The sequence below is a fragment of the Stenotrophomonas sp. STK16_22 genome (assembly GCF_051984505.1).
Classification (GTDB): Bacteria; Pseudomonadota; Gammaproteobacteria; order Xanthomonadales; family Xanthomonadaceae; genus Stenotrophomonas; species Stenotrophomonas maltophilia_A.
Genome location: NZ_CP196972.1, coordinates 2,535,264 through 2,556,936 on the forward strand (window position 1 = coordinate 2,535,264; position 21,673 = coordinate 2,556,936).

Genomic DNA, 21,673 nt, shown 5'->3' on the forward strand with positions numbered 1-21,673 from the left:
CGCGTGACATGAAGCCGACAGCGTGCAGCGGACCATGACGTTGCACGCCGCACGGCGGAAATGGCGACGCCGGCCATAGGGGCCGGCGCCGGGTCAAGCTGGGTTCACGCGGTGCTGCGGATTACAGCGGACGGCCGATGCCCGAGCAGGTGCTCGGATTGTTCAGGCCGGCCGCGCTGCTGGCCAGCACGAAGCGGTTGCGGATCGCATCGCGCCAGGCCTTGGTCAGCGGGATGAAACCATGGCCGGTGATCGACGCCTCGTAGGCCGCCGGGTAGGTCGCCGGATAGTGACGGGCCAGGAAGCCGCGCAGGCTGGTGGCAACCGCCGAATCCTTGTAGCACTGGCCGATCACCAGGTTGGTGTAGCCGGCAATCGGATAGCCGGCCGACGGGTTGCCGAACACCGGCACCCAGTTGGCGGGGTTCTCGGCAGCGGTGCCGGTCGGCGGAGCGACAGTATCCAGGGTGGCCTGCACGCTCACCTGGTCAGGCGAGAAGCCCTTGACCTTGGCAACCTTGGTCGCATCGGTCAGGCTCGGGATCACGTCCGGGCCGACGTAGCCGATGCGGCCATCCGCCGCATAGACAGCGTTGTACAGCGAGGTGCCGCCCGTGGCCGGCGCGGCAACCAGGAAGGCCGGCAGATTGTTGTTGGCATCGCGCTTGTACAGGTCGGCGAAGGTCGACTTCACGGCGAACGTGCCGCCGACCAGGTTCGAGGTCGCAGCCGGCTCGGCGGCGCAGGCGGCAGCCAGGAAGCGGGTGAACATTTCGCTGGTTCCGCTGCTCTCGGTGCGGTAGACCACACGGATCGGACCGCTGCGGTTGGCGTCGATGGTCGACCAGTCGCTGATCGCGCCCGAGAACACGCCGCAGATCTGCGCCACGCTCAGGTTGACGGCCGAACCCGGCTTGTTGAACGGGATGGTCACCGAGGTGGCCACCGACGGCACCTGGATCAGCGCGCCGTAGCGGTTGGCATTGGTCGACTGGTTGTAGTTGGTGGTGTAGGTGCTCAGTTCGGTCGCGCTCAGCACCGAGTCGCTGCCAGCGAAATGGACGGTGCCGGTGGTCGAGAACAGCGCCGAATTGTTCTCCAGGAACGCCTTCTTGCCGGTGCCCGAACCGGTCACGGCGTAGCTGAAGTTGGCCGGCAGGATGCTGTCAGCCTGGCCCTTGTAGAGGTCGGCCGGCAGCGATGCACCGCCGCCGGTAACGGTCTGCGCCGACGCGGCGCCCACGGTAGCGAGCAGCGCGGTGGCAACCAGCGCGGCCAGGGTCTTGTACTTGGTCATGATCTTCTCCTGAAGGGTTTACTGCGAAGGGAAACGCCAAGGGAGGAACGGTCATTGCACGCCTGCTGTCGCCAGGGGCCTCCCAGCCCGCTCTGCGACGACGTGACTATGCTGGTCCGTGCCGATGACAGGCCGCTTAAGAAACCTGTGGAAGATCGAAAAAAGGTGTGGAGGATTGTGTGGAGAAATCCAGGCACCAGTAGATCCACGCCATGCGTGGATGTGCCGCCCATGTCGCGCGTCGGTTGATCCATCCACGCATGGCGTGGATCTACTGCACCAGCTGATTCATTTCCATGATCGGCATCAGCACGGCCAGCACGATGGTCAGCACCACGCCGCCCATCACCAGGATCATGGTCGGCTCCAGCAACGCGGTCAGTGCCATCGCGCGGCGCTCGATCTCGCGCGAGATCGTCTGTGCCGCGCGATCCAGCAGTGGCGCCAATGCGCCGGTCTTCTCGCCACTGGCTACCAGATGCACGAGAATCGGCGGATACACCTTCTGCACCTTCAGCGCAGAGCCAAGCGCGGCACCTTCGCGTACGCGCGCGGACACGTCATCAGCGCAACGCGCCAGCAGCGCATTGCCAAGCGTCTGCCGCGCCGCTTCCAGTGCACGCAGCAGCGGCACGCCGGCATCCAGCAGGATCGCTAGGGTCGAGGCAAAGCGCGCACTGTTCACACCCAGTACGAAACGACCGACCATCGGCACCCGCAGCAACATCGCGTCCCAGCGCAGGCGCAGCTCGGGCCTGCGCAGAGCCAACCGCCATGCCACCACCAACGCAGCGATGCCGAGCCCCGCCCACACTCCCCAGATGCGAACGAATGCACTGGCCGCCAGCATCACCTGGGTCAGCATCGGCAGCGTCTGCCGTGCCTGCACGAACGCGGTCACCACCTGCGGCACTACGTAGCTGAGCAGGAAGATCACGATCGCCACCGACACCAGGCTGATTGCCGCTGGGTAGATGAAGGCGGTCAGTACTTTGGCCTGCAGCGCGTTGCGTTCTTCGATGTAGTCGGCAAGGCGCTCCATCACCCGCGCCAGGTCACCGGAGTCTTCACCTGCGCCCACCAGCGCCCGATAGATCGGCGGGAAATCGCGCGGCCGCGCGGCCAGCGCAACGGTCAGGCGCTGGCCGGCACGCACGTCGGCGCGTACGGCGGTGAGTGCCTGGGCCACATGCGGGCGCTCGGCCTGTTCGATCACCGCAGTCAATGCGGCTTCCAACGGCAGGCTCGCGGCCAGCAGGCTGGCCAGCTGGCGCGTGGCCCAGGCCAGCTCGCTGGCAGACAGCCGGCGGGCGCCCCAGCCACTGCCCGCACCGCGCGCCGCGCTGACCTGCACGGGTGTCAGCCCGCGACCGCGCAGCAGCTGGCGTGCGCCGCGCGGGCTGTCGGCGTCCAGCTGACCCTTCTCGATGCGGCCCTGCGCGTTGGCAGCCTGGTAGTCGAACAGTGCCATGCAGGCCTCAGTCGTCGCCGGTGACGCGCAGGATCTCTTCCAGCGTGGTCACCCCGCTGTCGACCCAACGCTGGCCGTCCTGGCGCAAGGTCCGCATGCCGGCACGCCGCGCAGCCTCGCGCAGCGCAGGTTCACCCTGCCCTTCATGGATCAGCGCACGCACGCGATCGTCGACCACGAACAGCTCGTGGATGCCGGTACGCCCCCGGTAGCCGCTGTTGGCACAGGCCGCGCAGCCCACCGCGCGCCACACGGTACGGCCCTCGCCGTCCACCTCGGCGCGCCGGCACTGCGTGCACAGCCGCCGCACCAGCCGCTGCGCCAGCACGCCGCGCAGCGACGAGGCCAGCAGGAACGGTTCCACGCCCATGTCGGCCAGGCGGGTCACCGCCGAGATCGCGTCGTTGGTGTGCAGGGACGCCAGCACGCCATGGCCGGTCAGCGACGACTGCACCGCAATCTGTGCGGTTTCCAGGTCGCGGATCTCACCGATCATGATGGTGTCCGGGTCCTGGCGCAGAATCGCGCGCAGCGCCGTGCCGAAGCTCATGCCGATACGCGCGTTGACCTGGATCTGGCCGATGCCGGCGAAGTCATACTCCACCGGGTCCTCCACGGTGAGGATGTTGCTGGTGCTGCTGTCGAGCTGGCCCAGCGCCGCATACAACGAGGTGGTCTTGCCGCTGCCGGTCGGGCCGGTGACCAGCACGATGCCGTGCGGCTGCCGGATCAATCCGGTGAACGTAGCCAGGGTGTCATCGGCCATGCCCAGGCGCTGCAGCTGCAGACGGCCGGCATCCTTCTCCAGCAGGCGCAGCACAGCACGCTCGCCATGCCCGGTCGGTACCGTGGAGACGCGGATATCCAGCGGCCGCCCCCCCACCCGGATCGCGATGCGCCCGTCCTGCGGCAGGCGCTTCTCGGCAATATCGAGGTGGGCCATGATCTTGATGCGCGACACCAGCGCCGCGTGCAGTGCGCGCCGCGGCTGCACCATGTCGCGCAGGGTGCCGTCCACGCGGTAACGCACCACCGAGTGGGTCTCGAATGGCTCGATGTGCAGGTCGCTGGCGCCATCGCGTGCGGCCTGTGCCAGCAGCGCGTTGATCATGCGGATCACCGGCGCATCGTCCTGCGCGTCCAGCAGGTCGGTGACTTCCGGCATGTCCTGCATCAGCCGGTCCAGATCCACTTCACTTTCAGCAGCCCCGACCAGGGCAGCGGCATCGCCGCCGTCACGGTACTGCTCACCCAGCCGCTGCTGCCAGGTCGCTGCATCCAGCGCCTGGAACGGCAGCGGGCCATGCCGTCGGCGCAGTTCGGCCACAGCCCACGCCGCGGTGTCGGCGGTGCCCAGCAGCACCGACTCGCCGCCAACTTCGGACAGCATCACGCCATGGCTGCGCACCCAGGCGTACGGCAGTGGTGCGGCGGCGCTCACGGCCCGATCACCAGTTCCGGCGTGTAGCCCAGCCCGCGCAGCTGCTGCAGCGCCGGGTCCAGCGTCGCCGGATCGCGCGGCAATCGCACGCGCAGGCGTTGCCCGCTCTCGCCGGGCGTCGCTTCGGCATAGGCCTGCAGGCCCAGTGCCCGCACCTGCGCCACGCCCTGGCTGGCACGCGCCGGGTCCAGCCCCTGCGCGAACTGCACCAGCTGCGCATCGCCGTCACCAGACGGGTACAGCGCCGCCAGGCTGCTGTTCTGCAGCGGCTGGCCCTGGCCATCGCGTGCATTGCCCTGGCCGAGTACAGACAGGTCCTGCGGTGGCAGCTGCGGTGCCGACAGCGCCGGCAAGGCCCAGCTCTGTACCGGCTGCGCGCCGGCCTGCGCGTTGCGCATGTAGTCGTAGCGGTCGCGGGTCAGGCGCTGGCCGGCGGCCGGGTCACGCACCACGTGCGGGCGCAGGAACACCATCAGGTTGGTCTTGGCGCGCTTGCGCGTGTCGCTGCGGAACAAGGCACCCAGCACCGGGATCTTTCCCAGCCCCGGCACCGCATCACGGCCATGGCTGACGCTGTCTTCCAGCAGGCCACCCAGCACCATGATCTGGCCATCGTCCAGCAGCACGCTGGTATCCAGGGCGCGCTTGTTGGTGATGATGCCGGCCGTGCTGTTCGCGCTCTGCGCGTCGATGCTGCTGACTTCCTGGTAGATGTCCAGCTTCACCGTGCCGCCCTCGGAGATCTGCGGGCGCACCCGCAGCTTCAGGCCCACGTCCTCGCGCACGATGGTCTGGAACGGGTTGTTGCTGCCACCACCACCGTCGGTCACGTAGCGGCCGCTGACGAACGGCACGGTCTGCCCGACCATGATGCTGGCCGCTTCATTGTCCAGCGTCATCAGGTTCGGCGTGGACAGGATGTTGGCACCGCCCTTGCTCTGCAGCGCGTTGGCCAGCGCCTTCATGTTGAGGATCTGGCCGACGCCGGGCAGGTTGATGGTGCCGTCGATCACGCCGATCTTCAGGCCATCCTTGGGCAGCACGTCCAGGGTGGTGCGTGCGGTGGTGTTCAGCCCGCTGCCACCGGTGGTGCCGCCGAAGTGGGTGCCGCCGAAGGTGCGGCCATTGCCCAGCATCCACTGCACGCCCAGTTCGGCCGCGTCGGTCTGGTTGACCTCCACGATCAGGCTTTCCACCAGCACCTGTGCACGACGCTGGTCGAGCTGGTCGATCACCCGCCGCAGGTTGCGGTACACCGGCTCGGGGGCGGAGATCAGCAGCGTGTTGGTGGCCACGTCCGCCTGCACCGAAATGCCATTCTGGCTGAAGCCGGTGCTGCCGGCGTCGATCGGGTCGCGGCGGTTCGGGTCCAGCCGCTGCGATTCCAGCGCATTGCCACCGGTCTTGGCCTGCTGCGGCTGCGACGGCTGCGCCGGTGTGGCGCGGTTGGCGTCACCCGGCAGTGGCGTGATGCCTTCGTTGCTGCCCATTGCCGGTGCATCGCTCTGCCCGGCCACCACGCCGCGCAGCACGCCGGCGAGCTGGTTGGCCTGGGCATTGCGCAGGTAGACCACGTGCAGGTTGCCGGACTCGTCCTGCGCGCGGTCCAGCTTCTCCACCAACTGCCGCGCCAGGCGGGTGCGGCCCGGGCTGCTGGAACGCAGCAGCACGCTGTTGCTGCGGGGGTCGGCCATCACCACCACCTTCTGGCTGGGCTCGGCGCCCTGCGCATCCAGCAGCGGCGCGACCATCGCCGCTACGTCAACGGCAATGCCCTGCTGCAGCTTCACCACATCGGTGTCCATGCCGGCCGGTGTATCGACACTGGCGATCACCCGCGCGATGCGCTCCAGGTTGTCGGCATAGTCGGTGATCACCAGGGTGTTGTTGCCCGGATTGGCAGTGATCGGGTTGTCCGGGCTGATCATCGGCCGCAGCACCGCCACCAGCGCGGCCGCGTTCTCGTAGCGCAGCGCGAAGGTGCGCGTGGCAACCTCACCGCCCGCACCGCCGGTGCCGACGCGCCCGCCCAACAGCTTGGCGTCGGCCTGCGGCACCACCCGGCTGACGCCGCCGTTCTCGACCACCGCAAAGCCACGCATGCGCAGCGCGCCCAGCAGCAACTGGTAAGCCTGGGTACGGCTGACCGGACCATCGGAAACCACGGTCATCTTGCCGGTCACCCGTGGGTCGACCAGGAACTGGCGCCCGGTGAACCGTGCTGCCATGCGCAGCACGCCGCCGATATCGGTATCCACCAGGTTCAACTGCACCGGCTCATCGCGGGCGTCCTGCGCCTGTGCCGGCGTAACAACGTGAGCGGCACCCACGATCAGGGCCAATACAGTGCTGCAGGCAAGGCTGCGCATCGCCCTCATGAATGGCCACCCGCAGTGAGTGCCATCACGATGTTTCCGGATATCCGTGCCGCCGGCATGTTCGCATCCCCTGTGCGTGTCAGTTGCAGCTGCTGCAGTTCGATGGCCGGATCGGCCAGCACGGGCAGCAGCCAGTTCCACAGTGCGTCAGCAGGTACCGCCTGCACCTGCAGGTGCCAACGCCCGTCGCGTGCTTCGACATGCAGTCCATCGGCGAGGCCGGCGGACTTGATTCCATTACGCAGCGCGGCCAGCGTCGGGCGCTGCCCCTGCACCTGCTGCTGGCGTTCGCGTGCACGCAGCAGCGGCGCCAGTGCGCGCGCCTGCGCCTGCAGCCGCGGCAGCTCAGCCTGCCAGTGCGCACGCTGTTTCAGCAGCGGCTCCAGCCAGAAGGACCACAGCCCCGCTGCCAGCAGCGCCAGCACCATCACCCACAGCATCCAGCGGTCGCGCGGCGGCAGGTGCTGCCAGCGTCGCTGCAGACCGGCCACACCCTCGCCCAGGCGCATAGCTCTGGCGGTCACTGTCCGCCCCCGCTCACGCGCAGGCGTCCACCGGCCTCGCGCGCCAGCTGCAGGCCCTGCGCCTGCGCCGCCTGCTGCCACTGCTCCAGCCGCTGTGCGTCATCGGCTACCGCCTGCGCATCGGCGTCCAGCTCCAGTTCCAACTGGCCGGGTTGATAGTGCAGGCCGCGCACCTGGCCGCCCAACTCCGGAATCGCCTGCAGCGTCGTTGCGACCTGCCGCTGCACCGGTGGCAACGGCGGCGCCGGCAACGGCACGGCCAGCGCGCGCCGCGCCTGCAGCACCGGGTCCACCACATCGGTGATCTCCGGAAAGTGCGAGCTGAACTGCCGCGCCATGTCCTGCTGCAACGCCTCGCCCTCGCTGCGCCAGCGCGAGACCTGCAGCTGCAGCCCAAGCGCAGCCAGCAACACCGCCGCCAATGCGAGGCCGATCGCCACGCGGGGTGCCTGCCTGCTGCGACCCGGCAGTGGCAACGACCACGCTGGCACGGGTCCGCACGCCTGCCGTTCATGCGCGACCACGGTGGCCGGCAGGTTCTCCGGCCACGCCGACGGCACGCTGTCGATCCACTGCACGGCCTGCACCCCGGATTGCTGAAGACGCGCCGCGAGCGACTGCAGCACCGCCGCTGTGTCGCGCCCACCGCACCACTGCACAAAACCACGATCGCGCCCGCAGCGCACCAGCAGATGCTCACCGTCAGCCTGCAGCGTTGCCTGGCCGTTCTGCCACGGCAGCAGCAGCGGCGTCGGATACAGCGCCTGAAGCTGCAGTGCGCACGAGGCCAGCAGCTGCTGCGCCTGCAGGACTGCCTGCTGGCCGAGCCAGGCCACCGGAACCGTGCCGTCCGCCGCCTGCGCACCGTGTGCCAACGCGACCTCCTGCAGGTCATCCAGCAGCATCGCCTCTACTTCGCCCTGCAGTGCGGCCTGCAGCCTGCGGCCCGACAGTGGCGGCAGCTGCAGTTCCAGCAGGATCAGGTCCTGCGGATCGAGACAGGCCAGCACCTCGGCCTGCGGATGACGTTGCCCGAGCACGGCCAAGCCCTCGCGGCCATGGGCCAGCACCCCACCCTTGTGCATCTGCGCCCACTCGACCGTACTGTCGGCGCGCAGGTGTTCCAGCGCCGGCAGGCGCACCCTCAGCTGCACGCTCATGCTCCAATCCTCGTCCACACACGCTGCACGCGCACACTGTCATCGCGATACTCGCGCCAGATCAGGGCCCGGAAGTCGACCGCATTGCCATCGGCCTGTACCTGGCCGACGGCAAGGAACCATTCGCTATGAATGCCAAGCGGCACCACGGCCATCTGCGCGCTGCTCAGTTGCAGTCGATTGGCGATATCACCGCGGTTGAGCAGCCAATGGCCACCGTCGCGCTCACCGAGCAGCGCCTGCAGGCGCCCCGGCTCCACGCCGGGAGTGACCGCCTGCAACACGCTGATGTCACTGGTGTTGGCATTGACCAGGGTCTGGGCCGGCAGCACCACGGTGCGCCCAGCGAGTGCCTGCACCGCCACTGGGTCGGCGCCCGCCAGGGCCTGCTCGATCAGCGATTCACGCGGCAACGGCGCCTGCGCCTGCAGGTCGCCATCACGCAGCCGCGCCTGGATGTGGTCGGCAGCAGATGCACAGGCACCCTGCCCCAGCCCCTGCCCGGCACACAACGCGATGAACGCGCGTCGCGCCTCGGGGTTCGGCCGGCCAAGCGCCAGCAGGTTGCGCAGGTTGAACATGGACTGTGCATCGACCAGCTGCAGCTGCACCGGCAGCGGCGCCTGCAGCGTCAGTGGACGCGCCCAACGGCCGCTGCGCACCGTGGTCAACTGCTCCTTTACATCGTCACGCAGCTGCTGCGCCGCGCGCTCCAGGGTGGCATCGACCGCCATGCGCACCTGCGCACGCAGCTGGTCGCCACGCAGCGCACGCAGCTGTGCCGACTGCCGGGTCAGCAGTGCAGTGGCAATCACCGCCACCAATGCCACCACCAGCAGGGCGACGATCACCGCCATGCCGCGCTGGCGGGTGCACGGGACCGAACGCGTCCGGGCTGTCATCTGCACGCCTCACAGCTGCCAGGAGCCGATGTCCGCGTTCCCGGCGTCGCCACCGGACTTGCTGTCCGCACCCAGCGAGAACACATCGATGTCGCCATGGGTTCCGGGAATCTGGTACTGGTACGGATGGCCCCATGGGTCATTCGGCAGGCGATCCAGATACGGTGTCACCGGCATCGCACCGCCGCCCTGCGGCGGCTTCACCAGCGCCTGCAGGCCCTGTTCGGCGCTGGGATAGCGACCGTTGTCCAGCTTGAACAACTTCAATGCCTGCATCAGCGCCGCGATGTCCTGGCGCGCCGCCACCACGCGCGCCTGGTCGGGACGGTCCATCAACCGCGGCACGATCAATGCCGCGAGAATGCCGATGATCACCACCACCACCATGATCTCGATCAGGCTGAAGCCCTGCTGCCGAGCCCTGCGACCACCCACCTGCCTTGCCATTGTTCCGCCCTCGTCATCCTGGAAGAGACCGCTGCGCCATGGTCAGCGGTGCATGTGTCAGTACGATAAACATCCGCCTGCTATTCGCTGCGCGTGTGCCTGTGCAGGCGCAGCACGTGCCGCAGGTACACATGCAGACTCGAACAAGTGCTGCGGCACGCTGGCCAGCGCATCGTCGATGCAGCCGCGCAGCAACGGGTGCGCGCAGGCCTGCAGCAGGCGCACGCACTGCATCGGCGACCACGCGGTGCCATGGTCGAGGCCGATGAACATCCGGTAGGCCTGGTGGTAGCGCAGATCGTCGTACACGCGCTGCGCACTGTTGAGATCACGCATGACCACCAGCAACGCCGCACGTTGCAGCTGCCGCACATCGCCCGCGTCAAGCGGCAGCGTGTTCATGGCCGCTTCGGGCCAGGGCCGCAGCTGCAGATCGAGGGCGCGCCGCAGCGCGGCCAGCGGATGCGCGCTGCTGTCCAGTGCCGCCCAGCGCGCCGCATCGGCCCAGGCATCACTGGACAGCACCCAGACCCACGAGTGCCCATAGCGCTGCACGTTCACAGGCGTGTGCCGAGCCTGCTCCAGCGACTGGCTCAGGTGGCGATCCAGTTCCAGCATGCTGATCCTGCGACTATCTGCCATCGGCGCCGCCCGTGCTCCACGACGCGTGGTGCGTCGTACTCTGGAGAAGACGTCAGCAAGGCAGGTGAAGCGACAACGCGAATGCGTCTCTGTGCGCTGCGTGGCGCTTCATCAGCAACGTCATCGCAGCGTCATCTGCCTGCAGGCTTCGCGCTCCAGTCGCGGCGCTTCGCCCCCGCAACGGCGCGCCAGTATCGCCACATCGCTGCGTGCGGCGAACGTTGTCAGCGCATTGGACATATCCACGTCATCGCACCATGACGCCATCGCAACACGCAGCGCCGGCAGCTGCCAGCCATCCATCACGCCCTGGGTGCCGGCCACGAACCAGTGCCAAAGACGATGGTGCTGCACCTGTTCGTGCAGTTGCACGAGATCGTCGATGCCGTGCATGCCCATCAGCAGCAGCACGCGCGCCATCGCCGCAGGCGGCAGCGTGCCGGCCTCAGCGAGGGGCAGCACCTGCTGCTGCAGCCGCAACAGCATCGCCAACGGGTGGGACTGCGGATCGAACTCCAGCAGAACGGCCTGTTGCTGCCATTGCGCATCGGAGACCACGCACACCCACGGCGATCCATAGCGATGCACCATCAAAGGCCGTCGCTGCGTGGTTTCCAGCAGCGCCGACAGATTGCGGCGCAGATCCAGCACACCGATGGTCTCGTTGCGCATCCTTGGCGTCTCCTTGCTTGCAACAGCCCTGCGCGGCGCGCACGGCCAGCGTCTTCACCTAACCAAGGACGGCAATGCCACCCGGAAAGCGACGCAGATCCAGCGACATCGTCAGTCGCAGCTGCTCCAGCGCCGCGTCCGGATCATCGATGCGGAAACGGCCGCTGACCGGGGCCCGCGCCAATGCCGATTCGCCCAGCAGCACCTTGCCGCGGCGGTAGCGGTTGATTTCATCCACCACCTCGCGCAATGGAGCGCGGCGGAACACCAGCATGCCCTCGGTCCAGGCGCTCACTTCCGAGGCCAGGGCTTCGGCCACCACGCCACTGAGGCGCTCGTCGTACTGGGTCTGCTGGCCCGCCTGCAGCTGCAGGCGGCCCTGCGGGTGCTCGATGCGGGCGCTGCCCTGCAGGCAGGTTACCCGTACCTGGCCGTGGGTGTTGCGGACGTCCAGGCGCACCGCACCTTCATCGGCAATCACGCAGCCCGGCCCCGCGAACAGGGCAAGGCGCAGGCCTGCCTGGGTTTCGATCGCGGCCTGGCCCTGCACCAGCTCGAAGCCTTCGCCCTGCGTGTCCGAACGACGGCGCAGGCTGCTCTGCGTATCCAGTTCGATCTTCAGCTGCGGCAAGGGCGCGATCTGCAGCCGTTCACCGGTGCCGGTGTGGAAATCGGCCGCCATCGCCGTCACCGAGGGCCACAGCCCCAGCGGCGGGCGGATCGCCGCCACCACCACCAGACTGGCCGGTGCGGCAATCGCGGCGCCCAGGAAGGCGCGCCGGCTCCAGCGCTGGGCCGGTATCGGCGCGACCGGCTGGCGCGCAGCGGCGGGCAGCTGTTCGCCGGCCAGGCGTACCTGCTCCCATTGCCGGCGCGCACGGCCGAATGCTTCGCGATGACGCGGGTCAGCCTCGCACCACTCACGGAACCTGCGCCCATCGGCGGCGGTGGCCTCGCCCGAGGTCAGCCGCACCACCCACGCGTGGGCCTGACGCTCGACGGCATCCAGCGGGCGTTGCGGGCGATCGTCAGGATCCATGGGGGCTCATGCCGGACCCGCACGCTGCGGGGTTCTGCTCGGCGTCAAAGTGTAGACGGATGCCGCCGCTCAGAACCGCACCTGGCGCCCCTGCCCGCTGCGCTCGGCCAGGTAATCCTGGGCCGCCTTCAACTCACGCTGCACCAGCCGCAGCGACACGCCAAGCTGGTCGGCGACGTCGCGCTGCTGCAGGCCATCGACGCGGATCGCCAGCAGGATGCGGCGTCGGCGCTCGGGCATGCGCTGCAGCAGGCCGACCATGTCTTCCAGCGCGAAATCCAGTTCGGCCGCCTGCGCCGGGCCCGGTGCCGGGTCGGCCATCTCCATCAGCGTATCCACCTCTTCCAGGCTCAGCAGGCGGTGGTCGGCACGCTGGCGGTCGATCACCGTGTTCATCGCCATGCGCAACAGGTAGGCCGCGGGGTTCTGCACGGCATCCAGGCGGTCACGGCGCGCACTCAGGCGCATCCAGGTGTCCTGCAGCGCATCGCCGGCCAGCTCCTCCGAGCCCAGCTTGCGCACCAGCCGGCGCTTCAGCTCGTCGTAGGCCCCCAGAAGGTGGTCCATCAGGTCAACTGCCCCAGCCGTACCGTTGCTCATGTTCGAATCCTTGAAGTCATGGAAGGGGCGCGCGCCGGCCACAGTCGTGGTCGGCGCCGGAAGGACGGATCTGCAGGGTCACCGGCTGCGGCAGCGCAGCGGCATCGCGCGCCAGCACCAGGCCCTGCAGCGCCTGAAGCAGGCGCGCATCGCGGCGGGCACTGCCACTGCCGGACAGCAGCTCGGGCTGCTGCACCTGGCCCTCGCCGTCGACGCGGAAGCGCAGCGTTGCGGCATAGCGGCCGGGCGCGATCTCGGGGTCGTCACAGAACGCCGCACGCAGCCGCTGCTGCAGGCCGCCATAGCGGCGCCGACACTCGGCATCCGGGAGCTCGGCGCCAATACCAGGTTCGGCTGCCGCGGGCGTGCCCCGGCGTAGCACCACGCGCTGCTCGCCGATCACCTCGGCCTCGATACCGGAATCCTGCAGCAGCATCTGCAAGGCAGGCAGCGGCGCAAGGCTGGCGCGCAGCGCATGGCTGCTACGGCCGGCGGCAAGGTCGCCCGGGTACATCACCGACCACCCGCTGATGACGCTGAAGCGCTCGACCGCCTGCTCCAGCGGCTGCGCAGGGATGTCGTAGGCGTGAACACCGTCCTGCGCCACAGCGGCAAAGGACAGCAGCAGCCATGCGGCGATGGCCACCTTCCAAGTTCTGACCGCATGGTGTCCATTCAGCCCCCTGACGTAGAACACATGACCCTCGGCAGCGACAGCAGCTGCAGTGGACGCGCGCCACGACCGAAGACCCGGCCCGCGCGCGACCAGCAAGCGGGCTCAAACCGTACCGGGGCCAGATGTCATTGCGATGACCGCTGCCTACGGCCGGCGTTGAGCCAGGCTCCGTGAACCAAGTCACGCATCAGGAATCAATGAATCGAACAGACATGTCCATCTGCTCCCGGGGTCAGAGCCCGTTGCACAGCAACGGGATCCGACCCCTTGCCGACCCAAACGTGTCGACCAAGGTCGACACCCACCAAGAGCGGCTCATGCCGTTCCGACAGATCGCGGAAATCTGTCGAAGGCGGGGTGGGTCCGGTTGCGGGGGCGTGAGCCGCATGGATGCGGCGACCGAGCTTACATGGACGTACTTGCAGCGTCCCCCGCAATCGGACCCACCCCGCCATCCCTCAGCAGGCCTGCTGTTGCTGTTGCTGTTGCTCCTGACGTTGCTCCTGACGTTGCCGGCCAGCGGCCGGCACTACCGCGGGTGCCGGGTGCAACCCGGCCGGAAACCACCCGTTACTCAAAGAGGCAACTGGGTCGTCTGCTTGATCCGCTGCATCGGAATCTCGGTCTTCGTGTTCTGCACCCCGGCAATCCGGTTCAGGTGCTGCATCTGGAACTGCCGGTAGGCATCAAGATCCGCCACCGCCACCCGCAGCAGGAAATCGCAGTCGCCCGCCATCAGATGGCATTCAAGCACTTCCGGGAAAGACTTGATGCTGTTGATGAAGTGATTGGTGGTGTCCTCGTCCTGCCCGCGCAGCCAGACCCGCACGAACACCGTGAAGCCACGCCCCACCTTGGCCTCATTCAGCAGGGCAACGTAGCGGTCGATGTAGCCGCCTTCCTCCAGCAGCCGCACCCGCCGCAGGCAGGCCGAGGGCGAAAGGCCCACCTGCCGGGCCAGCTCCAGGTTCTGCAGGCGTCCGTCACGCTGCAGGGCGTCGAGAATGCGGCGATCAAGGTTGTCGAGCTGGTACTGCATGGAATTTCACCGTTGGCGACATTGGCCGCATGGAATCTCAATATTCCCGAATCGAATGGCATCAACGCAACCCGATTTCGCGATCAGGCCGCTAGCATGGGCCACCCCCACCTCGTTGTGCCGTTCGATGGACGCCCGTACCACCCTCCCCCTGCCCGATACCTGCGATACCGCCCCGCGCGCCGAATTCCTGCGCGGCCTGCGCGCCGCCGTACCGGTGATGATCGGCTTCATTCCCTTCGCCCTGGTGCTCGGCGCCCAGGCCGCCCAGAAGGGCCTGAGCGCACTGGAAGTGCCATTGATGACCGGCCTCAACTTCGCCGGCGGCTCGGAATTCGCCGCCGTCGAACTGTGGAGCTCGCCGCCGCATATCGCGCTGATCGTGGCGATCACCGCGCTGGTCAACAGCCGCCACCTGCTGATGGGCGCCAGCCTGGCCCCGCTGTTGCAGCACCTGCCGCGCCGCCGCGTGCTGCCGGCACTGTTCTTCATGTGCGACGAGAGCTGGGCGATGGGCGTGGCCGATGCGCGCCGCCGTGCGCTCGGCTTCAGCCTTTCCTACTACCTGGGCGTGTCGGCAGGCCTGTACACGGTCTGGGTGGCCTGCACCGCGCTGGGCGCGATCGTTGGGCCGATGCTGGGCGACATCCACGCCTACGGCTTCGACATGGCCTTCCCGGCCGTGTTCCTGGTGCTGCTGCGTGGCATGTGGCAGGGCATGAAGGCCGCGCGCCCGTGGCTGGTCAGCCTGGTGGTGGCCGCGGCCACCTATCTGCTGATCCCGGGCGCGTGGTACGTGGCCAGCGGCGCATTGGCCGGCCTGGCCGCGGCCTGGCTGCTGGCGGAGGACCCGGCATGATCTTCAACGGACTGATCCACTGGACCTCGGTGCTGACCATCGTGCTGATGGCCGCCGCCACCTACCTGACCCGCATCGTCGGCTTCCTCGCCCTGCGCAACCGCACGCTGAGCAAGCGCGCGGTAACGGTGATGGAAGCCGCGCCGGGCTGCGTGTTGATCTCGGTGATCGCCCCGGACTTCGTTGCCGACAAGCCGGCTGATCTGGCCGCGCTCGCCATCACGCTACTCGTCGCCACGCGCTTTTCAATGCTGCCCACGGTGCTGATCGGCGTGGTGTCGGCCGGCGTGTTGCGTTACCTGATGGGCTGACGCAGAAGCGCCTCCACCACGTGGTGCGACTGGAGACACAAGTGTCGCCATTGGCACGAACTGTGCATTTGTCTGGCGCGTCAAATGTGGCTCCGAACCAACTACTGGAGGTATTTGAAACAATTCCGATTGCCTGATCGAGCCTGAGCCGATACGGATTGATTGCCGAAACAGCAGGTTGAGCTGATCGGTCAATCGAAGTCCAACATGGAGAATACCAATGAGCAATCTACGAATTATCGTGGCAGCTGTCGGTATCACCCTCACCTCTACTGGCTGCGGGCCAATGGAGTGGCAGTTGAGCGCATCGTGCGAAGAAACCAAGAAGTGCCGGATGGAAGGCAGGATTGGAGGCAAGATCGGCGGAGGCGAACGCGACGGCCTACCTTGGTTCGAGCGGATTCTGCTGGCGTCGACATCAGAAGTACCAGACGCCGCGCAGTTCGAAATCGACGTCTCGGGTTCATCCATAGCCTTCCCGGCCAATGGGTCTGTAACCCTGCTGCTGTTTGATGGCCGGCAAGGAGCCACCATCGCCGCCAAGCTGTTCCAATGGCATCGAACAGGAACCATCCTCCGGCTTGTCGATCCGGATGGAGTGAACGCGTGGGCCGCATCCGCGTCCGGTCCAGCGACCGAGTTGAGGTACGACCTCGCAACATTCGATGTAAGTGCAGCCCCTGGACCAAACACCATCGCGGCGGCCTCACGATACGGCGGAGCCACCAAGGCGGCCTCAGTCTCGGACTTTCAAGTCTGTACGAAGTATCCATCGCCGTATCAATGCGGGCTGACCCCCTGATGCAGCGCCGTCAGTCCAGGCGTGCCCAACCGGGCCTCCCCCTCGGGCTCTATGCTGGGCTGGCGGCAATCCTTCTGGCCACAAGTGCGTGCCAATCCATCCAGCTGCCTCCCCGGAACCTGGTCAGTCCCGATGGAGGGTATGCCACCCTGCTGCGAGGCCCTTCCTCACATCTGAAGATCAGCACAGTGTCGGTGCTACCCGGCCCGGAAAGCTCGGAGTATCCCAATCGATCCATCGAGTGCGGGTGGTCATCCGTCACAACTCGAGTCCTCTGGCAAGATCGAGCGCTTTCAGTCATGCAGGCGTCGCGGCTCTGCGAGGCCGCCGCACGATCCGCTGGATTGCCGCTCCAGGCCAATGGGCAGGAACGGACACCAATGCGCTATCAGCTCACGATCGTAAGTGACGGAGGCGGCATCTGGCGACAGCTGCCGGGACCAGAGCCGCCGGGTCAGATGGTCAGCTTCTGGTTTCCCTCCGGCCCCGACACCGACTCGCTGCGCAGGCGCGTGATCGCCACCACCGCCCATGAGTTCCAGCATATCGCCACCGCATTGGCAGGACACCCTCGGCGCGGCGGGCAGCGCGAACCAGACGCCTATCTGGCAGGCGCATGTGCCCAGCTGATGATCGAAGGCGCCGTTGCACGTGCGGATCTGCCTGGCGGACACGATCCGCGAGCTGATCCGTTTCTGCCATCGGCAGCCAGGCGCTCCGCGCATGCAGGCAGTACGACCGGGGGAGCGCTGCTGCGGTTCTTCGGTGACGCGGACACCTTGCACATCAATGAGGGAGGCCGCCACCTGATGCGGCATTGCCACGAGACGATCGGCTTTCCCCTGCAGCAGTGAACGCACCCTGCGACACCCGGTCGCAGCCAATCCAGCCACCCGCTTGATCAATGTCAATCCGCCCGCCGCTGCGCGGGCGTATCTCTATGCAGGAACCCAATACGCCGGCGTCACCGGCATCCAAAGGACCTGCGATGAGCTACACCCCCGACAACGCCCAGCTGCTGAATGCCATGCAGAACGTCATGGTGATCTCGACCACCGACCTGCAGGGCAACATCACCTACGCCAACGACCTGTTCTGCACGCTCACCGGGTTCGCGCGCGAGGAGCTGATCGGCCAGCCGCACAGCATCGTGCGCCATCCTGATGTGCCCAAGGCGGTCTACAAGGACATGTGGGACACCATCAAGGCCGGCAAGACCTGGACCGGCATCGTGCCCAACCTCGGCAAGGGTGGCGTGCTCTACGTGGTCGACACCACCGTGCAACCGCTGTTCGACGCCGACGGCAACATCACCTCGTACATCAGCATCCGCCGCGTGGTGAACGACCTGATGCAGAACTACGACCTGGTCGAGTTCAGCAAGGAAAAGTTCGACGACTTCTACGAGGCCGCGTGAACGCCCTCCCGACCAGTACGCCCTTCAGCCGCCTGCTGGTGGGTTTCGCGTCCGAGTCGGGCAATGCCCGCGCCCTGGCCCAGCGCCTGGGCGCGGACCTGCAGCCGCACGCGCCGCAGGTGCTCCCGTTCAACGATATCGACGTGGCCAGTCTCGGCCACGGCGATGTACTGCTGGCGATCTCCAGTTCCTTCGGCGATGGCGAACCGCCGGCCAACGGCGAACAATTCTTTGAAACCCTGCGCCAGACTCCGACACTGAGCGGCCTGCGCTATGCAGTGTTCGGCCTCGGCGACACCGGCTACCCCAGCTTCTGCGGCTTCACCAAGGCACTGGATGCGGCGCTGAGCGAGCGCCAGGCGCAGCCATTGCTGCATCGCGTCGATGCCGACCTGGGCTACGAGCAGTTCTTCCAGCAATGGCAGCCGGTGCTGGGCCAGGTGCTGGATGGCGACGCGAACGCTGGCCAGGACCTGCACCTGCAGGTCACTGCCTATGGCGAAGACAATGCCTTTGCCGCCCCCATTCTCGAACGCCGCCGCTTGAACAGCAGCGACCCGGCTGCCTGGCACCTGCAACTGGACATTGCCGGCAGTGGAATGGCCTACCGCGCCGGCGACACCCTGCACGTGGTACCCGAGAACGACCCTGCCCTGCTGCAGGCATTGGCCACCTGGTACGGCGACACCGCCGCTGTGGCTGCGCTGCATGATCGGGAGCTGCGCCTGCTGAGCAAGGGCGTGTTGCGCGAACTGGCCAAGCTCGGTGGCAGCGACGTTCTAAAGAGCCTGTTGAAGGTCAGCCAGAAGCGCGAGCTGGAAGCCTACCTGCACGGCCTGGACCTGCTGGACGTACTGCAGGACCACGCCACCCCGGACAGCATTCCGCTGGCCCGCCTTCGCGAACTGCTGTCACCGCGCCTGCCGCGCGCCTATTCCATCGCCTCGCACCCCTGCGACGACCAGCTGAGCCTGTGCGTGCGCGAAGTGCGCTACACCCTGCGCGGTCGCGAGCGCTTTGGCACCGCCACAGGCAGTCTGCTGCACGGCGGCGATACCGCTCGGGTGTACTGCCGCTCCAATCCCGGCTTCCACCTGCCCGATACCGGCGAGGCACCGCTGCTGCTGGTCGGCACCGGCACCGGCATCGCACCGTTGATGGGCCTAATGCAGGAGCTGCAGGCCGGTGTCTGCGAACGCGAAGTGCACCTGGTGTTCGGCGAGAAGCACAGCCAGCACGATTACCTGTACCGCGAACAGCTGCAGGACTGGCACGCGCGCGGTGTGCTGGCCGGCCTGCATACCGCGTTCTCGCGCGATGGCGCCGAAAAGGTCTATGTGCAGCATGTGCTGCAGCAGCGCGCCGCCGAAGTGCGCGATGTATTGGCCCGCGGTGGGCATCTCTACCTGTGCGGCAACAAGAGCCACCTGGAAGGCGCGGTGCGCGAGGCCATCGATGCCATCGGTGGCGAAGGGCACTGGAACGCACTGCGGAGCGAAGGCCGCACGCACTGCGAATTGTATTGATCCATCACCACTGGACCGCACGAACCCTGGAACGGTAGAGCCGGCCGCTGGCCGGCTGCCCCAGATTCCGTGGTTGCCGGCCAGCGGCCGGCACTACCATCAGATGCAACCATTCATCGCCTGAGCGTCGCGGAACTCCTGAACCGGTAGAGCCGGCCGCTGGCCGGCTGCCCCGGATTCCATGGTTGCCGGCCAGCGGCCGGCACTACCATCAGCTGTAGTCAACCATCGCCTGTGCGTCGCTGAACCCCTGAACTGGTAGAGCCGGCCGCTGGCCGGCTGCTCCGGATTCCATGGTTGCCGGCCAGCGGCCGGCACTACCATCAGATGTAGCCATTCATCGCCAGTGCGTCCATCGCGGGTCAACCGCCGACGATGCGACCATCCACCACGCGTGCTACCTGCTGGCCGAACATGGCCACATCCTGCGGGTCGTGGCTGATCAACAGCAACGGAATACCAGTCTTGTCCAGCACGGTCTCAAGCTCCTGGCGCAGGTGCTGGCGCAGATCATGGTCCAGCGCGGAGAACGGCTCATCCAGCAGCAGCGCCTGCGGCTGTGTCACCAGGGCCCGTGCCAGTGCAGTGCGCTGGCGCTGTCCCCCGGATACCTGTGACGGTAGAAGATCACCGACCGTGTCGATGCGGAATGCGTGCAACCACTGCTCCACCGCTTCGAAGCGCTGCCCGGCGCGCGGATTCAACCAGCCCTTCTGCAGACCGAACGCCACGTTCTGGCGCACGCTCAGGTGCGGGAACAGTGCGTAATCCTGGAACACGTAGCCCAGCCGGCGGCGCTGCGGCGGCAGGTCCACGCCGGCCGCCGCGTCAAACAAGGTCTGCCCCTGCAGGCGCACGTGGCCCTGGCCCGGCCGCAGCAGCCCGGCCACCGCCTTCAGCGTCAGGCTCTTGCCCGCGCCCGAGGGCCCGAACAGCACCACCTGCCGCTGCGTGCACTGCAGCGATACGTCCAACACGAAATCCTGGCCGGCCGCCTGCAGCCGACGCTGGACCTGCAGATCAAGCCACATCACGCAGCTCCCGGCGACGCCCGCCCACCAACCGTGCGGCCAGCAGCAGGATCACGATGCACACCACCGAGGTCAGGATCACCAGCGCGTTGGCCTTGCCGTCCTGACCGGCCTGCACCGCCTCGTAGATGGCGATCGACAACGTCTGCGTGCGGCCCGGAATACTGCCTGCCACCATCAGTGTCGCGCCGAACTCGCCCATCGCACGTGCAAACGCCAGCAGCAGGCCGGCGAGGATGCCGCGCCAGGCCAGCGGCAGCGTGATGCGGAAGAACACCGCCGCTTCGGACACACCAAGCGTACGTGCGGCCTGCTCCAGCTGTCCGTCCACTTCCTCGAACGCCGCGCGTGCCGGCTTGAACACCAGCGGCAGCGAGGCCACCGCCGCAGCGATCACTGCCGCCTGCCAGGTAAACACCAGGTTGATGCCGAACCACGACTGCAACCACGCACCGATCGGTCCGTTACGGCCGATCAGCACCAGCAGGTAATAGCCCAGCACCGTCGGTGGCAGCACCATCGGCAGGGTCAGCAGCGAATCCAGCAGCTCGCGGCCGGGAAATCGCCGCCGCGCCAGTAGTGCGCCCAGCGCCACGCCCACTACAAGATTGATCGCGGTGGCCCAGCCGGCCACCTTCAGCGACAACCCCAGTGCGCTCCAGTCGAGATCCATGCCTCAGGGCTTGCCGAACCCGTGCCTGGCCAGGATCGCCTGGCCCTGTGCCGAACGCACGAAGGCGGTGAAGCGCTTGGCTTCAGCCGGTTGCGTACTGGCCTTGGTCACCGCCAGCGGATAGGCAATGCGCCCCGCCACAGGCACCGCGAAAGCGCGGCGCACGCGGTCGGGCATTGCCTGCGCATCGGTGGCATAGACGAAGCCGGCGTCCACTTCACCGCGCGCGACGTAATCCAGCGACTGGCGCACGTTCTGCGTGGTGATGGTCTTTCCCTGCACCGACGGCCACAGGCCCGCCGCTTCCAGCGCGCCCTTGGCGTAGCGGCCGACCGGCACGCTGTCCGGGTTGCCCAGTGCGATGCGCTGCACGCTGCCACCGGCCAGGTCCTTCAGGGTACGCGGCGCGGCCTTGGCCTGCGGCGGCACCACCACCCACAGCGCGTTCACCGCGAACACCTCGCGGGTACCGGCCGCCAGCAGGTCCTGCTGCTGGGCCTGGTCCATCGTGGTTTCATCGGCCGAGGCGAACACGTCCACCGGCGCGCCACGACTGATCTGCTGCAGCAGCACGCCTGAGGCGGCGAAGTTGAAATCGACCTTGGTTCCCGGGTGCGCCTTCTCATAGGCGGCGCCGAGTTCGCGGAAGCTCTCGGTCAGGCTCGATGCCGCCGACACCGTCAGGTCGGCCGCCCAGGCTGGCAGCGTGGCCAGCAGTCCCAGCAACAACAGTCCAGCGCGTTTCATCGTCGGCTCCCGGCTAGGT

The 21,673-nt window shown here is 67.4% G+C and carries 23 protein-coding genes; 6 read left to right on the top strand and 17 right to left on the bottom strand.

The features are described 5' to 3' along the window. Positions 1-121: 121 nt before the first annotated feature. The 14 genes from ACSYAO_RS11655 to ACSYAO_RS11720 all read right to left on the bottom strand — a co-directional run bounded on the left by ACSYAO_RS11655 (position 122) and on the right by ACSYAO_RS11720 (position 14,288). A complete protein-coding gene (locus ACSYAO_RS11655; RefSeq protein WP_049463074.1) occupies positions 122-1,297 on the bottom strand; it encodes a substrate-binding domain-containing protein in 1,176 nt (391 codons plus the stop codon). A 271-nt stretch (positions 1,298-1,568) separates the two neighbouring features. Then, on the bottom strand, positions 1,569-2,768 hold the full coding sequence (gspF, locus tag ACSYAO_RS11660; RefSeq protein WP_049463073.1) for a type II secretion system inner membrane protein GspF: 1,200 nt from the start codon (positions 2,766-2,768) through the stop codon (positions 1,569-1,571). A gap of 7 nt (positions 2,769-2,775) precedes the next feature. After that, positions 2,776-4,209, bottom strand: coding sequence for a type II secretion system ATPase GspE (gspE, locus tag ACSYAO_RS11665; RefSeq protein WP_049463072.1), 1,434 nt, complete (start codon positions 4,207-4,209; stop codon positions 2,776-2,778). Further along, positions 4,206-6,587, bottom strand: a complete 2,382-nt coding sequence (gspD, locus tag ACSYAO_RS11670) for a type II secretion system secretin GspD (RefSeq protein WP_049463071.1) — start codon at positions 6,585-6,587, stop codon at positions 4,206-4,208. Before gspD ends, gspE begins: the two co-directional genes overlap by 4 nt. Continuing rightward, on the bottom strand, positions 6,584-7,111 hold the full coding sequence (gspM, locus tag ACSYAO_RS11675) for a type II secretion system protein GspM (RefSeq protein WP_049463070.1): 528 nt from the start codon (positions 7,109-7,111) through the stop codon (positions 6,584-6,586). The genes gspD and gspM overlap by 4 nt, the downstream gene beginning before the upstream one ends. After that, complete coding sequence (gspL, locus tag ACSYAO_RS11680) at positions 7,108-8,271, bottom strand: type II secretion system protein GspL (protein WP_049463069.1); 1,164 nt, start codon at positions 8,269-8,271, stop codon at positions 7,108-7,110. The genes gspM and gspL overlap by 4 nt, the downstream gene beginning before the upstream one ends. Continuing rightward, positions 8,268-9,173 carry a type II secretion system minor pseudopilin GspK gene (gene gspK, locus ACSYAO_RS11685; RefSeq protein ID WP_049463068.1) on the bottom strand — a complete coding sequence of 302 codons (906 nt, stop codon included), beginning with the start codon at positions 9,171-9,173 and terminating at the stop codon, positions 8,268-8,270. Before gspK ends, gspL begins: the two co-directional genes overlap by 4 nt. A 9-nt stretch (positions 9,174-9,182) precedes the next feature. After that, complete coding sequence (gene gspG / locus ACSYAO_RS11690) at positions 9,183-9,620, bottom strand: type II secretion system major pseudopilin GspG (protein ID WP_049463067.1); 438 nt, start codon at positions 9,618-9,620, stop codon at positions 9,183-9,185. A gap of 57 nt (positions 9,621-9,677) precedes the next feature. Beyond that, positions 9,678-10,238, bottom strand: a complete 561-nt coding sequence (locus ACSYAO_RS11695; protein WP_223224629.1) for a hypothetical protein — start codon at positions 10,236-10,238, stop codon at positions 9,678-9,680. A 144-nt stretch (positions 10,239-10,382) separates the two neighbouring features. Continuing rightward, positions 10,383-10,934, bottom strand: coding sequence for a hypothetical protein (locus tag ACSYAO_RS11700; RefSeq protein ID WP_049463065.1), 552 nt, complete (start codon positions 10,932-10,934; stop codon positions 10,383-10,385). 58 nt (positions 10,935-10,992) lie between these two features. After that, positions 10,993-11,973 carry a FecR family protein gene (locus ACSYAO_RS11705; RefSeq protein WP_049463064.1) on the bottom strand — a complete coding sequence of 327 codons (981 nt, stop codon included), beginning with the start codon at positions 11,971-11,973 and terminating at the stop codon, positions 10,993-10,995. Between the two features lie 69 nt (positions 11,974-12,042). Then, positions 12,043-12,573, bottom strand: a complete 531-nt coding sequence (locus ACSYAO_RS11710) for an RNA polymerase sigma factor (RefSeq protein WP_032128154.1) — start codon at positions 12,571-12,573, stop codon at positions 12,043-12,045. A gap of 16 nt (positions 12,574-12,589) precedes the next feature. Continuing rightward, the gene (locus ACSYAO_RS11715) at positions 12,590-13,270 is read right to left on the bottom strand and encodes a TonB C-terminal domain-containing protein (RefSeq protein WP_149908541.1); all 681 of its coding nucleotides are present in this window, start codon (positions 13,268-13,270) and stop codon (positions 12,590-12,592) included. Positions 13,271-13,823: 553 nt separating this feature from the next. After that, complete coding sequence (locus ACSYAO_RS11720; RefSeq protein ID WP_005409896.1) at positions 13,824-14,288, bottom strand: Lrp/AsnC family transcriptional regulator; 465 nt, start codon at positions 14,286-14,288, stop codon at positions 13,824-13,826. A gap of 127 nt (positions 14,289-14,415) precedes the next feature. On the opposite strand from ACSYAO_RS11720, the gene ACSYAO_RS11725 reads away from it, so the two are divergent. The 6 genes from ACSYAO_RS11725 to ACSYAO_RS11750 all read left to right on the top strand — a co-directional run bounded on the left by ACSYAO_RS11725 (position 14,416) and on the right by ACSYAO_RS11750 (position 19,203). Next, a complete protein-coding gene (locus ACSYAO_RS11725; protein WP_049462742.1) occupies positions 14,416-15,147 on the top strand; it encodes an AzlC family ABC transporter permease in 732 nt (243 codons plus the stop codon). Then, a complete protein-coding gene (locus ACSYAO_RS11730; protein ID WP_049462743.1) occupies positions 15,144-15,458 on the top strand; it encodes an AzlD family protein in 315 nt (104 codons plus the stop codon). The genes ACSYAO_RS11725 and ACSYAO_RS11730 overlap by 4 nt, the downstream gene beginning before the upstream one ends. Before the next feature lie 220 nt (positions 15,459-15,678). Further along, complete coding sequence (locus tag ACSYAO_RS11735) at positions 15,679-16,260, top strand: hypothetical protein (protein ID WP_149908543.1); 582 nt, start codon at positions 15,679-15,681, stop codon at positions 16,258-16,260. 380 nt (positions 16,261-16,640) lie between these two features. Next, positions 16,641-17,114, top strand: a complete 474-nt coding sequence (locus ACSYAO_RS11740) for a hypothetical protein (RefSeq protein ID WP_049462744.1) — start codon at positions 16,641-16,643, stop codon at positions 17,112-17,114. Between the two features lie 134 nt (positions 17,115-17,248). Next, positions 17,249-17,677 carry a PAS domain-containing protein gene (locus tag ACSYAO_RS11745; RefSeq protein WP_005409905.1) on the top strand — a complete coding sequence of 143 codons (429 nt, stop codon included), beginning with the start codon at positions 17,249-17,251 and terminating at the stop codon, positions 17,675-17,677. After that, entirely contained in the window at positions 17,674-19,203 is a 1,530-nt protein-coding gene (locus ACSYAO_RS11750; RefSeq protein WP_049462745.1) for a diflavin oxidoreductase, read from the top strand. The genes ACSYAO_RS11745 and ACSYAO_RS11750 overlap by 4 nt, the downstream gene beginning before the upstream one ends. 362 nt (positions 19,204-19,565) lie before the next feature. Here the strand turns inward: ACSYAO_RS11750 and ACSYAO_RS11755 are convergent, their stop codons facing one another. The 3 genes from ACSYAO_RS11755 to modA are packed head-to-tail and all read right to left on the bottom strand — an operon-like array spanning position 19,566 to position 21,654. Further along, positions 19,566-20,234, bottom strand: a complete 669-nt coding sequence (locus ACSYAO_RS11755; protein ID WP_049422059.1) for a sulfate/molybdate ABC transporter ATP-binding protein — start codon at positions 20,232-20,234, stop codon at positions 19,566-19,568. Continuing rightward, positions 20,224-20,907 carry a molybdate ABC transporter permease subunit gene (gene modB / locus ACSYAO_RS11760; RefSeq protein WP_049459011.1) on the bottom strand — a complete coding sequence of 228 codons (684 nt, stop codon included), beginning with the start codon at positions 20,905-20,907 and terminating at the stop codon, positions 20,224-20,226. Before modB ends, ACSYAO_RS11755 begins: the two co-directional genes overlap by 11 nt. Positions 20,908-20,910: 3 nt before the next feature. Next, positions 20,911-21,654, bottom strand: a complete 744-nt coding sequence (modA, locus tag ACSYAO_RS11765) for a molybdate ABC transporter substrate-binding protein (protein ID WP_049459012.1) — start codon at positions 21,652-21,654, stop codon at positions 20,911-20,913. Positions 21,655-21,673 lie beyond the last annotated feature (19 nt).